12 protein-coding genes are annotated in these 14,003 nt (G+C 72.8%); 6 read left to right on the top strand and 6 right to left on the bottom strand.

Annotated features, from left to right (window positions below; translation table 11 throughout):
* Positions 1–6: 6 nt before the first annotated feature.
* The 3 genes from B056_RS0130575 to B056_RS0130565 all read right to left on the bottom strand — a co-directional run bounded on the left by B056_RS0130575 (position 7) and on the right by B056_RS0130565 (position 6,127).
* Positions 7–3,540 (bottom strand): CHAT domain-containing protein, encoded by a 3,534-nt coding sequence (locus B056_RS0130575; protein ID WP_018505654.1) that lies wholly within the window; start codon positions 3,538–3,540, stop codon positions 7–9.
* 34 nt (positions 3,541–3,574) lie between these two features.
* Positions 3,575–4,690, bottom strand: a complete 1,116-nt coding sequence (locus B056_RS38600) for a macro domain-containing protein (RefSeq protein WP_230203273.1) — start codon at positions 4,688–4,690, stop codon at positions 3,575–3,577.
* Positions 4,691–4,780: 90 nt separating this feature from the next.
* Complete coding sequence (locus B056_RS0130565) at positions 4,781–6,127, bottom strand: acyltransferase family protein (protein ID WP_230203278.1); 1,347 nt, start codon at positions 6,125–6,127, stop codon at positions 4,781–4,783.
* Positions 6,128–6,390: 263 nt separating this feature from the next.
* Here B056_RS0130565 and B056_RS39810 point away from each other — a divergent pair, with 263 nt between their 5' ends.
* The 3 genes from B056_RS39810 (at position 6,391) to B056_RS0130550 (ending at position 7,727) form a co-directional block, all read left to right on the top strand.
* Positions 6,391–6,891, top strand: a complete 501-nt coding sequence (locus tag B056_RS39810) for a MarR family winged helix-turn-helix transcriptional regulator (RefSeq protein WP_230203272.1) — start codon at positions 6,391–6,393, stop codon at positions 6,889–6,891.
* Positions 6,888–7,055 (top strand): hypothetical protein, encoded by a 168-nt coding sequence (locus tag B056_RS43230; protein WP_018505650.1) that lies wholly within the window; start codon positions 6,888–6,890, stop codon positions 7,053–7,055. Before B056_RS39810 ends, B056_RS43230 begins: the two co-directional genes overlap by 4 nt.
* A 213-nt stretch (positions 7,056–7,268) precedes the next feature.
* Entirely contained in the window at positions 7,269–7,727 is a 459-nt protein-coding gene (locus B056_RS0130550; RefSeq protein WP_026240332.1) for a carboxymuconolactone decarboxylase family protein, read from the top strand.
* 37 nt (positions 7,728–7,764) lie between these two features.
* Here B056_RS0130550 and B056_RS0130545 read toward each other — a convergent pair whose 3' ends face one another.
* Together B056_RS0130545 and B056_RS38590 are read right to left on the bottom strand one after the other, a co-directional pair.
* The gene (locus B056_RS0130545; protein WP_018505648.1) at positions 7,765–8,649 is read right to left on the bottom strand and encodes a sigma-70 family RNA polymerase sigma factor; all 885 of its coding nucleotides are present in this window, start codon (positions 8,647–8,649) and stop codon (positions 7,765–7,767) included.
* Between the two features lie 191 nt (positions 8,650–8,840).
* Entirely contained in the window at positions 8,841–9,755 is a 915-nt protein-coding gene (locus B056_RS38590; protein ID WP_035753314.1) for a TIGR03564 family F420-dependent LLM class oxidoreductase, read from the bottom strand.
* Positions 9,756–9,844: 89 nt separating this feature from the next.
* Between B056_RS38590 and B056_RS38585 the strand changes: the two genes are divergently transcribed.
* Positions 9,845–10,432 carry a TetR/AcrR family transcriptional regulator gene (locus tag B056_RS38585; protein ID WP_018505646.1) on the top strand — a complete coding sequence of 196 codons (588 nt, stop codon included), beginning with the start codon at positions 9,845–9,847 and terminating at the stop codon, positions 10,430–10,432.
* Between the two features lie 89 nt (positions 10,433–10,521).
* A complete protein-coding gene (locus B056_RS0130530) occupies positions 10,522–10,911 on the top strand; it encodes an SRPBCC family protein (protein WP_018505645.1) in 390 nt (129 codons plus the stop codon).
* 61 nt (positions 10,912–10,972) lie between these two features.
* Here B056_RS0130530 and B056_RS0130525 read toward each other — a convergent pair whose 3' ends face one another.
* Positions 10,973–11,641, bottom strand: coding sequence for an OsmC family protein (locus B056_RS0130525; RefSeq protein WP_084647279.1), 669 nt, complete (start codon positions 11,639–11,641; stop codon positions 10,973–10,975).
* A gap of 722 nt (positions 11,642–12,363) precedes the next feature.
* Between B056_RS0130525 and B056_RS0130520 the strand changes: the two genes are divergently transcribed.
* On the top strand, positions 12,364–13,887 hold the full coding sequence (locus tag B056_RS0130520; protein WP_020572799.1) for a wax ester/triacylglycerol synthase domain-containing protein: 1,524 nt from the start codon (positions 12,364–12,366) through the stop codon (positions 13,885–13,887).
* The last annotated feature ends 116 nt before the right edge of the window (positions 13,888–14,003 follow it).

The raw sequence follows: 14,003 nt of genomic DNA, 5'->3' as shown, positions 1-14,003 counted from the left end.
CGGCTCTCACCAGCCGAACACCTGGAGACCAGCCCAGAAGTACGGGTTGGCGTAGGGGCGGTCCGCGGGCCCACCGGGCCCCTCGGGGAGGCGGATCGCCCCTACGGCCACGGGGCTGTCGACAGGCGGGGCGCCGGCCACCGGCGTGGGTGTCCGCGCTCGCCGGACACGGCCTCGGACCGCCGCCGCGCCAGCCGGCCCGTCCAGGACTCCGAGCGACGCCTGCCAGCCCGCCAGCTCGGCCCCGGTGGCCGTGCGCAGCCAGCGCTGCGCACGGGCGAGCGCCGGACCCGGCGGGCCAGCTCCGCCGTCAAGCCACTGCGCGACGAACCGACTGACCAACAGGCACGTCGCCCGGTCGTCGACCGGCCACAGGGCCGCCAGCACCACACCGGCGCCGGCCTGCAGCATGGCTCCAGCCATGCTGCGCATCTCGTCCGGTACCCGGCCCGTGTCGAGCGTGGCGCTCTGGCACGCCGACAGCACGAGGAGACGGAGCCCGCGCAGGTCGACGGCACGGGCCAGGATCTCCCCCAGGGTGACCCGCTCGCCGCCGGCGAGGTGCAGCGCGGAACCCAGGCTGTCCCGCCGGTCGAACGTCCCGTGGCAGGCGACCGTGACGATCTGCCCCTGGGCGAGCGCGTCGAGCAGGCCCACCCGGGTCGCGCCCTCCTCGGTCAGCAGGTGAGCCCGCAGCCCCGCCCGCCGGGCGATCGCGAGCACCGACGCGGCCTCGACCCGGCTCCAGGGCAGGCTGCCGGTCGGGTCGCCGACGGCGACCATCCCGACCGGGCCGACCGGGCCGCGGGCTCCGGGACGGTCCGCGGCCCGCTCGCCCGGGCCCCACCGGCGGCGGTCGAGGATCCGGGCGTTGGGGACGACGCTGGTCACGAACAGGTCGGCGAGGCAGCGGCCGTCCGCGCGCCGCAGGGACGTCAGCGGCAGCGCCGCGAGCCCGCCGCACACGACCAGAGCCACCCGGTCGAGACCGAGATCCCCCAGCCAGGCCGTCAACGGCTCGGTGACGACAGCACCCAGCGTGGGCTCCGCACGTTCCAGAACCACTCGTACCAGTGCCTCGGCGAGGGTCTCGTCGAGCAGGCCCCGCTCCCGCGGGCCCAGCAGATCGAGCGGGAGGGCCGCGAGGGCCGCGAACAGCGGCCTGGCGGCGGCCTGCCGGCCGGCGGCCACCAGAATCGGCTCCGGGCCGCCGGCCCCGGTCCGGGCGAGGCCGGCGAGGCAGTCCAGCGTGGTCCGACCCGGGTGACGCTCGGCGAGCGCGGCCAGGCAGTCGCCGTCCTGCGCGAGGCCCAGGTGCTCGAGCAACGGGACGAGCAGGTCGTCTGTGAGGCCGGGCAGGTCGAGGGCGACGACGCCGCCGCCGGCCGACCGGTCCCGAACGGCGAGCGCGAGGCCACCCCACGGCGTGGGAAGCACGTAGACGACCGCGCCGCCCGTGCCGAGGGCTCCGGCCGCCCCGCGAAGCGTGTCGAGGTCGCAGCTCTCGGCCAGGAAGTCGGGCGGGTCACCGGCCGCCCGGACCGCGGCGACGATCCGATCGAACCGGGCCCGCGCTCCGTGGAAGCGGCGCATACGGTCGAGCTCGGCCACCTGACGCTCCAGGATGCCGAGTGTCTCCGGTGCCGTTTCGCTCAGGGCCGCGTGCGCCGAGACCAGGTCGGCCCGGGCCGCCACGAAGTCGGCCCGGCGGGCCGGGTCGGCGATGTCCTCGGGGTTCGCGGCGTCGATCAGCGACTCCTGGGCGAGCACCCGGGCGCGGCCCAGCTCGACGCACAGCGCCGCGCCGGCCGGGTCGCCGGCGTGGCGCAGCGCGAAGGCGCGCCGGGTGGCCGCGTCACGCCCCTGGGACAGCACCGCGTCCACCCCGGCCACGCCGGTTCCGCGGCCCAGCAACAGCTCCTCGGCGTGGATCGCCTCGCCGTAGGCCCGCGCGGCCTCGGCCCAGCGGCCGCCGTCCGCCCGTGCCTGAGCCAGCTGGAGCAGCACCTCCCAGTTGTCGCGAGGTGAGACCTCGAGCGTCCACACCCGCAGCGCCTCCAAATAGCAGGACTCCGCCGCGCGCAGCTCGTCGACGCGCCGGGCGAGCCCGGCACCGAGGCTCCCACCGGACGCGGCCGGGTCAGGAACGGCCGGGTCGGCCGCGGCCGCGAGCAGCGCGTGGGTCCGGCCCAGCATCAGCTGGGTGACGGCGTACTCGTTCGGGAACGCCTCGAGGGTGCGGATGCGCAGCGCCGACCGCAGCAACCGCACCGCCGTCGCCAGGTTCTCGGCGTGGTCGCCCGCGATCCGCCGCTGGTACATCCCGGCCAGGTTCAGCAGTGTCTGGCCGTGCTGGACGGGGAACTCCTCGCGGGTGAACACCGGTAGCACTCCGGACGTGTAGTCCAGCGCCAACTCGATGTTCTCCGTCACGTCCCCGGCGAGTCGTTCGAGGTGCATCAGCCCGAGGCCGTGCCGGACACGGGCATGCTGCACGGGCAGCTCGGCGGCCCAGTGGCCGGCCGCCCCGCGCAGGCACCGGATCGCCTGTTCCAGGTTGTCGCGCCGGTCGCCCGAATCACGTTGCCAGAACGCGGTACCGAGGAAGTAACGGGTGCGGGCCAGCGGCTGCTCGACGCCGTAGGCCGCGAAGATCCGTAGGGCCTCGTGGTACCACACGATCGCCTGCTCCTGGTTGGCCCGCCGTTCCCGCGCCCTGCCGTACTGGTAGTCGATGGCGAGCCCGACGAGGGCCTCCGCGTGTTCGACCGGGTACCGCCCGGGGTCGAAGAACTCCACGGCGGCCCGGTGCAGCTCCTCGGCCCGGCGGTGGTTGGCCGCCAGCTCCCCACCGACGCGGTCCATCAGCAGGGTCCCGAGGGCGGTCGCCGTCACCGCCTCCTGGTACGGGAGATCCCGGGCGCGGCAGGCGGCGAGGGCCTCCTCCGCCAGCCCGACAGCCCGGTCGTAGGCGGCCAGCCTGGGCGCGCGCAGATCCTCGGCGGTGGCGACGGCGAGCTCGCGCAGCAGGGTCGCCCGCGCGTCCGGGTACCCGGGCGGCGCCGTCGCGTCGAGACGGCGCAGCGCGCCGGTGAGCAGCGCGACCCGCCGCCGGCTCAGCCGCAGCCGGTGCCGGTCGTCAAGCAGCTCACCGAGGCGCGCCTCGACCCGGAGCAGCCAGCGCGGAAGATCGTCGGCGAAGCCTCCGTAGACGTCGACGTAGGCACGGCCGACCGCCGCGCGGCACGACACCCCGGCCGCGCGGTACGACATCTCAGCCGCGCGGCGCAGTACCTCGGCGTCGCGGCGCAGCTGCCGGGCGAGGCGCGACGGCGGCTCGGCCTCGACGCGGGCGACGAACCGCGCCGCCTCCTTGGACGTCGCCAGGGTCCCGTCCGCGAGCAGCAGGCGTCGCTGCGCCCGCACATCACCCGCCGTCAGCCAGGCGGCGAGCCGCGGGCCGACCCCCAGGCCGACAAGCCCGGCGCGGGGAACCACCAGCCGGGCGAGCGGGTAGCTGTTGTGGAAGTCGTACTGCACGACGAGCCAGGCCCCCTTGTCCCGTCATGGTCCGTCACAGGCGGGCCTGGCTCCGGCTCGGCGCACCGATCTCCAGGCCCCGGATGACCGCGGCGGCCCCCATCTCCGACCTGGTCAGCAGATGGACCTCCCACCGGGCCGGTTCGTCGAGCTCGTCGAGCAGGGCGCGCCAGATCAACCCGAAACTGGTGGCGGGCTCCAGGCCGGCGCGACCGGCGCCGAGCAGAGGCAGGCAGACCGACCGCAGCGGGGGCCGTTCCGGGTCGGCGCGCGCGAGCAGGAACACATTGCGCACCGCCCGCTGCAGCGCGCCCGGTGACACGTCGTAGCCGTTGCTGAAGGGTCGGGGTTCCGCGACGGCCGCGTGGTAGACACGCCGGATCCCGTGTTTGGCGAGCTCGCCGGACGAGGTCGGCACCACCACCCCGGGGGCGACGCTCAGGCCCGTCCGCCCGTTGCGGCGCAGCCACTCCCGCAGCTCGTCCTGCAGGACGTCCTCGACCAGGCCGCCGACGGCGTCACGCCGTGCCGCCGCGTTGCGCAGGGATCCCGACAGCGAGGTCCGGAACGTCTTCGCCATCTCCAGGTACGTGTTCTCCGAGGACACCACGACGTCGACGTCGCGCAGTGCCTCCACGGGACCGCGGTGCACCGTCACGACCCGCGGGCCCTGCCGGGTGGCGATCTCGACTCGCCTGGTCGCGCCGATCGGGAGCGGCTCCGTACCGGTCCCGGCGGCGGTGTCGGCACCCGGACGGGCGAGGGACGCCAAAATCCGCGCGGCGACCAGATGCAGGAGGTCGATCTCCTGGCGCCGCCGGAAGGACTGCGGGTCTATCCCGTAGACCTCGGCCGCGGCCTGGCGGCGCTGCGCGGGTGACCAGTGCAGCGACCCTCTCGCCAGACCGAAGGTGCAGGCGGCGGCATTCGCCAGCTGATCGTCGAGGCCGGCGATCACTTCCGTCAGCAGCCGCGCCAGTGAACCTTCGAGCTGGGCCGCGTCGTCGGGCAGGCCGAGCGCGCGGACCACACTGGTCAGTCGCGGAAGCTCGACGTCTCGGAGCCTGACGAGACCCTGCCGCCGAACGGTCTTCAGCTCGACGACAAGCCCTTCCGTCTCCCCTACAAGTTTTTCTGTACGTCCCCCCACGATCCAATGGTCGCGCACGTCAGGCCGGAAGGTCACGCAGTGGTCCGTGGGATGACGCCCGCGCCGACCGCCGAGGCCTCCCGCGCCGGGTCAGCCCGCGCTGATCCCAGCTGGGCGGTGCCGCTGGACGGGTCGTTCGAGCAGGTAGTAAGAGGCCGCGGCCAGGGCCACGGAGATGAGGCCGACGGCGAGGATCGCCGGCCACCGGCCGAGCGCGCCGGTCAGGTCGTGGCCCCAGTGCGCGACCACGGGGAAGTGCCAGAGGTAGAAGCCGTAGGAGATCCGGCCGAGCCAGGCGAGCGGCGGGGCGGCGAGGGCACGGAACAGCCAACTCGTTCTCGGCCCCAGCTCCAGGGCCAGGACGACGGCGCCGGCGAGCAGCGCGACGACGGTGTACCCGCCGTGGGACAGCACCGTCGGCCGTGGGCCCCAGCTGCCCGGCGCGGTCACCGCCGCCACCGCCAGCAGGGCGAGCGCGACCGGGCCGGCCACCGGCAGGACAGCGGTGACACGGTCGAGGCGGCGCCGCCAGGCGAGCGCGGCACCGTCCTCGCCGGTACCGCCCTTGGCGGCACCGCCCGCACCGGCACCGTTCTCACCGGACGCCCCGCGTCGCGCCGCCCGCAGCCAGGCGGCCACCGCGCAGCCGACCAGCAGCGCGTCCGCCCGGGTGTCCAGGGCGAAGTACGTCCGCGTTCCGGAGGCTCCGAACGAGGTCAGCACGTTGCGCCACAGCGCGACGGCGACCGCCCCGCCCAGCAGGACCAGGGGAAGCCGGCGGACGAGCCGTGGCCGGCGACACAGGACGATCAGCACCAGCGGCCAGAGCAGATAGAACTGCTCCTCCAGCGACAGCGACCAGGTGTGCCCGAGCCAGCCGGCCCCGGTGCTCTGCCGCACCACCTGGAAGTAGTTGTTCAGGTAGAACATCGACGCGGCCAGGCTGTCGAGAAACTCGTCCCGCTCGCCGGCGGTGCCGATCCCCAGCACCACGACCGTCGTGAGGCCGACCAGGGCCAGCAGCCAGAACGCGGGCAGCAGGCGGTAGGCGCGCCGGAGGTAGAACCGCCTGAGCGACACCCGGCCGGTCCGGTCCCGTTCGGCCAGCAGCTGTTTGGTGATCAGGAAACCGCTGAGCACGAAGAACACGTCGACACCCAGGTAGCCGCCGCTCAGTGAGTCCATGTGGAACACGAGCACGCAGAGCACCGCGAGCGCCCGGACGCCGTCCAGCGCGGGGTTGTGGCCGCCGGTCCTGGCGCCGCCTCGTTCCTCGGCTCCGGTGAGCCGACCGGCCTGGGTGCGAGGACCGGGCGGTCCGGCCGTACCGGCCGACCGGAGATCGGGACGCGGCTGGCCGGGTATCCGCGCCGGCGGCTGGCCGGCTACCGGGGGCCTCGGCCGGCGGTACACCACCGCAGGACCGCTGCGCGCCATCTCGTCCACGCGGCAGGATCCGTGTTCCGAGTCAGGTCCGTGCTCGGCCATCCACGCTCCTCTCAGAACTGTCGAGTCAGAACTGTCGAACTCCCCGTCTTCTGGTCGTTAGCACCTTGTATCCGGCCAAGCTTGGTGTCGGCTGTCAGGCTTCTGTGCCCCGCCTCGGTGGGCACAGTGCCGCGCTGTGACCACGCGGTTACGTCGACCGGGCCCGCCGTGGCACAAAAAGCCCACAGCCGGGCCCACATCGACCGATGTAGTTGCTATCTGGAACCAACTATTTTAGGATCACCCGCATACACGAGAGAACGGACGTCGAGGAGTTCACCGGCGCGGTCATGGCGCTCGTCAATCTCATCCGGCGTGGCCAGGCGCGGGCGTTCGGCACCGAACTGGTCGCGGTCATGGAGCTGCTCGGCGACGGCCGCGTGCTCGCGCCGAGCGAGATCGCCGACGCTCTCAGCTCCCCGCGCTCCTCCGTCACCCGACGACTACAGACACTCGAGGCCGCCGAAAAGATCGAAATCCGCCCGAATCCCGGTGACGCCCGGTCCTACCGGGTGGCGCTCAGCCCGACCGGCCAGGCGGAGCTCGACGACCTGGTCGCCAAGGGACTGGAGCTGTTCGCCGCCTGGGTCACCGACTGGACGCCCGCGGAGGTCCGGACGTTCTCGGCGCTGGCCAGGCGGCTCACCGACGGCGTCGTCGTGCCCCCGGCGCCCGCTCGCGGGAACGCGTGGTGGCGGGAGCAGCAGACGTGACCCGCCGCCCGCCCGAGGTCGCCCCGGCCACGCCCCGCCCGGCGACGGCCCGGCGCTCGCTGACCGTCACCGGATGGGTCGGCGCCCTCGCGGTCAGCCTCATCGCCTCGTCAAGCCCCGGCACCCCGCAGACTCCCCCCAGGCGCCCCGTCCCGATCCCGTAGGGCTACCGGAACCTCGACGCGACGAGGATCCCGAGCCACGCGCAACCGCGTGTGGCGGGTCTGCCGACCATCACGTGCGCGGGCGGTGATCGCCGCGGACCTTCGTCCACGGGCCGCGCAGAGGCACCGTGAGCGTTACTTTTCGCCGATCCGACACGTCATAGCCGTGACTCGTCAGTCGAAGGGGCGTGGACCCCAGGAGGAGCTTCGACGATGCAGGCACGGATGACCAATCCGGCGATGGTGCTTCCGCATGCGATGGAGGCAGTCCAGTCGCTCTACAAGGCGATGAGCTCGGGCGGAGTGGCGCAGCGGACACTGGAGCTGGTGCACCTGCGGGCCAGCCAGATCAACGGCTGCAGCGCATGTGTGCACGCCGGGGTGACGGAAGCCACGAAGGCCGGCGAGAGCGCGGACCGGCTGTTCGCCGTGGCGGCGTGGTACGAGTCGCCGCTTTTCGATGACGCAGAACGGGCCGCCCTCGCACTCACCGAGGCCGCCACCCGACTCTGCGACAGGCCCGGCTCGGTCACCGATGAGCTCTGGGAGGCGGCCAGCAGGCACTATGACGAGAGGCAACTCGCGGCAATCATCCTGATGATCGCCACCACGAACTTCTTCAACCGGATCAACACCACGATCAGGGAGCCCGCGGGCACCACCTGGGGCTGAGGAGCGTCAGGGCGGCCCGGGCCGGGCCGCCCTGACGTCAGCTCTCGAACGCGGACAGTTCGAGCCGTCCCAACCGATCGACGTCGGCGAGCACGTCGACCGCGACGATCGCCTGGTCCCTGACCGTGAAACCCATGATCGAGACTGCCCGGCCAGCCACGGTGACGACCACGCCGGCAGCGCCGTTGACCAGGGCCGGGTGAACCTGGGCATCCGGCCGGGCAAACATCAGCGCCCGCCCGGCGACCGCTGCCGCTCCCCGGAGCGCCGCGGTGGCCGCGGGACGCGCGGTGCCGCCGTCCGAACGCATCTCGACATTCGGGGCCAACAGCGCGACGAGGGCGTCGAAGTCACCGCCACGGGCCGCGTCGAAGAACGCACGGACCACGTCGTGCTGCTGGGCCAGATCCGCTTCCGGCAGCGGCCCGCCGGCCCGGATCCGCCCGCGGGCGCGGCTCGCCAACTGCCTGGTGGCCGCCGTGGACCGACCGAGCAACACCGCGATGTCGTGGAACGGCACCGCGAACATGTCGTGCAGCACGAAGGCCAGTCGCTCGGCAGGGGTGAGGGTCTCCAGGACCACGTGCAGGGCGAGCCCCACCGACTCGGCGAGCAGTGCCTCCTGCTCAGGGTCACCGCCCTTCGCGGGGCTCACAATCGGGTCCGGCACGTGGACGTCCAACGGTTGTTCTCGCCGCGAGCCACGCGCCCGCAGCATGTCCAGGCAGATCCGGCCGGTCACCGTGGTCAGCCAACCGCGCAGATTGGTCACGTCACCGGTGTCGGACGAGCTGAGCCGCAGCCAGGACTCCTGCACCGCGTCGTCCGCCTCGTGCAGCGAACCGAGCATCCGATACGCCACGGAGCGCAGATGCGCGCGGTGCTCGTCGAACCGCGCGGCCAGCCCGTCCTGTCCAGTCATGATCGTCCTTGCTTCGCCGCTGTCACCACCATCCTGACGCGAATGATCAGGGCGGCGTAACACCCGTCAGGTGAACGGCCGGCAGGAGTCGAGATGACGTCTTCCCATGTGCGGACCGGACCGGACCGGATCCGGCGCCGGGCCGGCCAGGGCGGCAGCCGCGAAGGCGCCGAGCCCGCCCGGCCAGGCGGCTAGATCAGGTCGGCCAGGCGGCGCTGCCCGAGCCACCGCAGGGTCCGCTGTCGATCTTCTTCACTGCCGACAAGGCTGACCAGCAGATCGGTCGCCCCGGCGTCGGCGAACCGCCGGACCTCCGACGCGACGGTCGCCTCGTCTCCCGCGACGACCGTCTCATGCACAGCCGACCTGCCGTCCCGCGCCAGGATCGCGCGGTAGGCGGGGAAGTCGGCGGCGAAGCCCACCTGGGCCTCGACCGCCTGCCGCACCCCCTCCGGATCGGCGGTGACGCCGATCGGGACGCCGGCCACGATCCGCGGGGCGGGCCGTCCCGCCGCCGCGGCGGCACGTGTGATCGTCGGCACGACATGCCCGGCGATGGCCTCGGGACCGGCCCACACCGTCACCGTCCCGTCGGCCAGCTCGCCGGCGACGCGCAGCATGACCGGCCCGAGCGCGGCCAGCAGGACCGGGACCTCGGTGGCGCCGGGAACCTCGACCTGTCCCGCCACGGTCAGGAAGGATCCACGGTGCTCGACGTGCTCCCCACGCAGCAGCGGGCGCAGCGCGGACAGGTACTCCCGGGTGTGCCGCGCCGGCTGGTCGTAGGAGTGGCCGAAGGCATCCTCGATGAGGACCCGATGGCTCGGCCCGATTCCGAGGGTGACCCGGTGACCCGTTGCCACCTGGGCGGTGAGCGCCTGCCCGGCCAGCGCGAGCGGATGGCGGGGATAGGTCTGCACGACGGCCGTGCCGAGTTCGACGCCCGGTACCCGTTGTCCCGCGAGCGCGGCGACGGTGAGCGCGTCCCACGCGGTGAGCTGGCTGAAGAAGACGCTGTCGAAGCCGGCTTCAGCGGCCGCGCGCGCCTGTTCGATCATCTCCTCCAGGGTGGAGCCGGCCCCGCCCACATAGACACCCAACCGCATCGACGCCTCCAAGGTGAATCGGATGTTCCGCTTCCTCTTGGACGGTGAACAGTAATCTGGGGGCTCAGATTCCGGGGGGGTGCCAGGCTGTGCGATCCGACGCCCGACGCAACCGCGAGCTGATCTCCGACACCGCACGCGAACTGTTCACCGAGCGTGGCGCGGCCGTCTCCATGGAGGAGATCGCCGGCGCGGCCGGGCTCGGGGTGGGGACGCTCTACCGGCACTTCCCCGATCGGGCGGCCCTGCTGGAGGCCGTCGCGGCCGACACCCTCGGACGCTTCCTCGCACTCGGCCGCGCCGAGGCGGCCCGGGACCTCCCCGGCTGGCAGGTCCTGCTGCGCGTCATCGAGCACTGCACAAGGCTGCCGCTGGCCCTGGTCAAGACGCTCGCCGAGGGGGTGGCCGCCACACCGGAGGTGGCCGGTCTGACCACCGAGGCCGAAGACCTGCTCGTCGGCGTCGTCGAACGGGCCCAGCGGGAACGGACGCTGCGCCCGGACATCCCACCCCGCGAAGTCGTCAAAATACTGAACGTAGTTGTCTGCCGGCCGGGAGCCCGCGCCGACGACCACCTGATCACCGTCATGCTCGACGGCCTGCGGGCGGGCGGCCCGCCGCGGGCATCGGCTCCCGGCCCAGGTGACGCGGCCCTCTCCGCCGGCCTGCGCGCCTGACCGCCGCCAGGGTTCCCCCACCCGCGACACCGCCTCCGAACCGCCTCCGACGCCGGGAGATCACCATCGCCTCCATCCGACACGAAGTCGTGGTCGTCCGGTCCCCGGAGGATGTGTGGGACGTCCTGCGCGACGTGGGAGCGGTGCATCGGCGGCTGCTGCCGGGACGGGTGCTGGACGTCAGCGTGGACGGGAACGTCAGGACACTGACCATGCCGGACGGGCATTTGGTGCGTGAGCTCATCGTCGCCGTCGACGACGAGGCTCGTCGGCTCGCCTACGCGGTGGTCGAGGGAGCCAGACCGCCGCTACGCCACCACCATGCGTCCTTCCAGGTCCTGCCCGACGGCGACGGGCGCAGCCGACTTCTCTGGATCACGGACCTCCTCCCCGACAGCCTGGCGGGCCTCATCGAGGCCCGCACCGCACACGGCATCAGGGAGATGAAGGAGGTACTCGAGCTGCCCGCCGGCGCGTGATCACGACCGTACCCAGTCCCGGTAGCCGTCGCGGCGGCACCGGGCACCAGCTCGCCGCCGGTCAGGCACTCGGGGTGTGAAGCAGCGAACCGATGATCGTCTGCGGATTCGTGAACAGTGCGAGGAGCGGGCACTCCGCCTCGACGGTCTGGAACAGTGCCTCGATCTCCTCGGGTGCGGCCGGGGAGGTGACGGAGGCCTGATAGGTGATGTTGTGGGGTTCACGGGGCACACCCTCGAAGCCGGGCCGGCCGGCCCGGGGCTCCATCTGGCCCTCGACCTCCACCCTGATCTCGTCGAGTGGTATCTCCAGGCGGGCGGCGACGATCTCGAAAACGTGGGTCAGGCAGCTGGCGAACACGCCGAGCACGAGCTCGGGTGAGCTGGGCCCGAGATCGTGACCGGCGTAGTCAGGCTGCGAGTCGCTGAGGATCTGGTGGTCGCGGATCCGGATGCGCCGGACGCCGCTGCGCCCTTCGGCGACCGATTGCGCCCGCAGCACCGCCGGGCCCGGGAAGGTGCCCGCGGCGATCGCGTCCTCGCGTTCCCGCACAGCCGCGCGCTTGTGGACGAGAAAATCCCGCAGGCCGGGCCTCGACCCGTCAGAGGTGGATCTGTACTGCTCGGCCCCCTGACTACTACCGGTGCCGTCACCCGCCGGCGCGCTGGGAGCAGTGGGCTGGCTGGCGAGGCCGGGTTCACCGGCCGCCGATGCATTGGTCGTCGACATGACCTTTCCCTTCAGAAACAGTGGTGTCGCGATGCCGAACCATGGCGACGGACGCGCGTGACAGCAGGCGACTCCGCCGTCACAGGCGCGACAAACTGTACGCGTTCCCACCTGGCCCGTGGACAGCGACACCCCACCGGCGCCGCCGAGATCGGGATAGGCGGAGGTCGATTTCCGACGAGACGGGTGGCGACCATCGCTCTCGACTCCGGAAAGCCGCCCGCGCGGTGGCTTCCACCCGCACACGAGACCACCGGCCGGTGTTACCTGTTTACCGCTCGAAGAGTCCGCGAGAATTAATCTCCTTCGGGGCGTTGTCGAGGACGAGAAGATTGACGCCAGCCGGCAGGAGCACGCCGAAGGAGTTCGGAGGCCGTGTGCCGCCGGAGTAGGCGGCGATGTCGAGGCCCGATTCCGCCCGCTGCCGCCCGGTGGCACGACTGCCGTGCGGACAGGCGAACCAGGCCCCGGCACCGCGCGGTGGGCCCCGGCACCGCGCGCCCGAACAGACGATCCGCCCCGGCTCCGCGGCCCCATGCCTGGTCGTCGGTCCGCGACACGGGCGGGATCCGCCGGCGTGTCCGCCGAACTCGAATGCGTCAGGACTTAGGCTCACCACCCGTCGTGACTAAGTGGACACGGTGACGGATACGCGCCGGCGACGTCCGGTGAGTGACCGTTCCGGGTCCGTTCTGGCGTGGATGTCGTCGAGAGGAAACGGCATGACCTGTGTGTCCACGAATGTCGCCGAGCGCGGGCTGAGGACCAGGCCGCTGACCACCGGAGATCGCGCGTTCTTCCATTTCACCCTGCAGAATCCCGGAGAGTTCCTGGAGGGGGGCGTGGTGCTCTGTGTCGACGATCCGACGCTGACCCTCGCCGAGCTGCGTGCGCACGTCACGGCGCGGCTTCCCGGGGCGCCGGCGCTCACCGAGCGCCTCTTCCGGCCGGTCACTGTCGCCCACTCCCCCGGCGCCGTCATCTGGCGGCACGACGACAACGACACTCCCGATCTCGACTATCACGTGAGCGTCGAGAACCTGCGCGCCGGCAGCGGGAACAGCGGCCTGCGGGCCGCGATGGACCGGATCGCCACCCAGCCGCTCGACCTGGAACACCCGCTGTGGCGGCTCTGGCTGCTGCGCGGTCACAGTCCCACCGAGGTCGCGATCGTCTACCGGTTCAACCACATCCACCAGGACGGCAGCGCCGTGCACCAGGCGCTGCATCTGCTGTTCGGAGCCGGTCCCGAGCCAGCGCCGCGCACGCTGCGGACGTTCGGGGCGCCGCAGGCCCGCGACTACGCCCGGATGGCCGCCGGGGTGTTCCGCAACCTTCCCCGGACCCGGCAGCTCGCGTCCTGGGCCGGACCACCGCGGGGCGCGGCGCGGCACACCTGGGCGGTGACCGAGCTGGAGCGGCTGCGCCGGATCGCCCGACGCGAAGCCGTCACGGTCAACGACGTCTACCTCGCGGCGGTCGCCGGCGCCCTGCGCGCCTGGTCGCTGCCGGAATGGCTGCCCGCGACGGTCGACGGGTCGGGCCGGCCCCGCCGCGCCCTCCCTCGCCGCCGTCAGCGGACCATCCACACGGCGATGCCCATCAACGTGCGTACCCCGGACGAACAGGAGATCCTTTCCAACTTCACCCTGGGCATACGGGTGCCGCTGCCCTGCGCCGAGGCCGATCCCCGGCGGCGACTCGCCCAGATCGCCGAGCAGACCCGACGCATCAAGGCGCGGGGCAGGTTCGGCGTGGTCGAACGGAGGCTTCTGGACAGGATGTCGCAGGACACCTCACCCCGCGTGTTCGCGAAGATCGTGTCCACCGCGGCCCGTCCGACGGACACCGCTCTGGTCACGAGCAACCTGGGGACGATGGTGGGCCCGTACACGGTGGCCGGCCGTCGGGTCACCACGCTGATCGGCATGGCGCCGCTGCTCGTGGGCCGCCAGCATCTGTCGTCCGCCCTGTTCGGCCTGGACGAGCAGGTCTGCGCGGCGTTCACGGCCAGCGCGAGCGTCCCCCGTCACACCGACCTGGCCGGCAACTGGCTCGCCGAGCTCGCCGCCTTCGACGTCCGCGCGCAGGGCGGCCCGGCGCCCGCTCCCACGGGTTCCCCGCGTCCCCCGGTCGTCCCGGTCCTCCCAGGTCCCCGGACTCCGCCGCCTGACTCGCCCCTTCCGAGCGGGGCCGCCGGGCACGCCGCTCGCACGTCGCCCGCACCGGCACCGCGGGGACGCTGACCAACGAGATCAGCCGTGGGCGAGGCCGAAGGCCGTCGTGGTCGCCATCCCCGCGTCGCAGGGACCCGCGCAGGGGTGCGCTGGACGCCCAGGGCCGGGTCGGCCTCGCGTGTAGT

Source organism: Parafrankia discariae, assembly GCF_000373365.1.
GTDB classification, from domain to species: Bacteria; Actinomycetota; Actinomycetes; order Frankiales; family Frankiaceae; genus Parafrankia; species Parafrankia discariae.
This window is presented reverse-complemented; position numbering and strand designations above follow the sequence as displayed.

What these genes read in the sequence shown, in the direction of transcription:
- B056_RS38590 (WP_035753314.1), bottom strand. Translation starts at nt 9,755, where the DNA reads ATGCGGTTGGGTGTCTATGTGGGCGGGGCCGGCTCCACCCTGGAGGAG.
- B056_RS0130565 (WP_230203278.1), bottom strand. Translation starts at nt 6,127, where the DNA reads ATGGCGCGCAGCGGTCCTGCGGTGGTGTACCGCCGGCCGAGGCCCCCG.
- B056_RS0130550 (WP_026240332.1), top strand. Translation starts at nt 7,269, where the DNA reads ATGCAGGCACGGATGACCAATCCGGCGATGGTGCTTCCGCATGCGATG.
- B056_RS0130545 (WP_018505648.1), bottom strand. Translation starts at nt 8,649, where the DNA reads ATGACTGGACAGGACGGGCTGGCCGCGCGGTTCGACGAGCACCGCGCG.
- B056_RS0130525 (WP_084647279.1), bottom strand. Translation starts at nt 11,641, where the DNA reads ATGTCGACGACCAATGCATCGGCGGCCGGTGAACCCGGCCTCGCCAGC.
- B056_RS0130520 (WP_020572799.1), top strand. Translation starts at nt 12,364, where the DNA reads ATGACCTGTGTGTCCACGAATGTCGCCGAGCGCGGGCTGAGGACCAGG.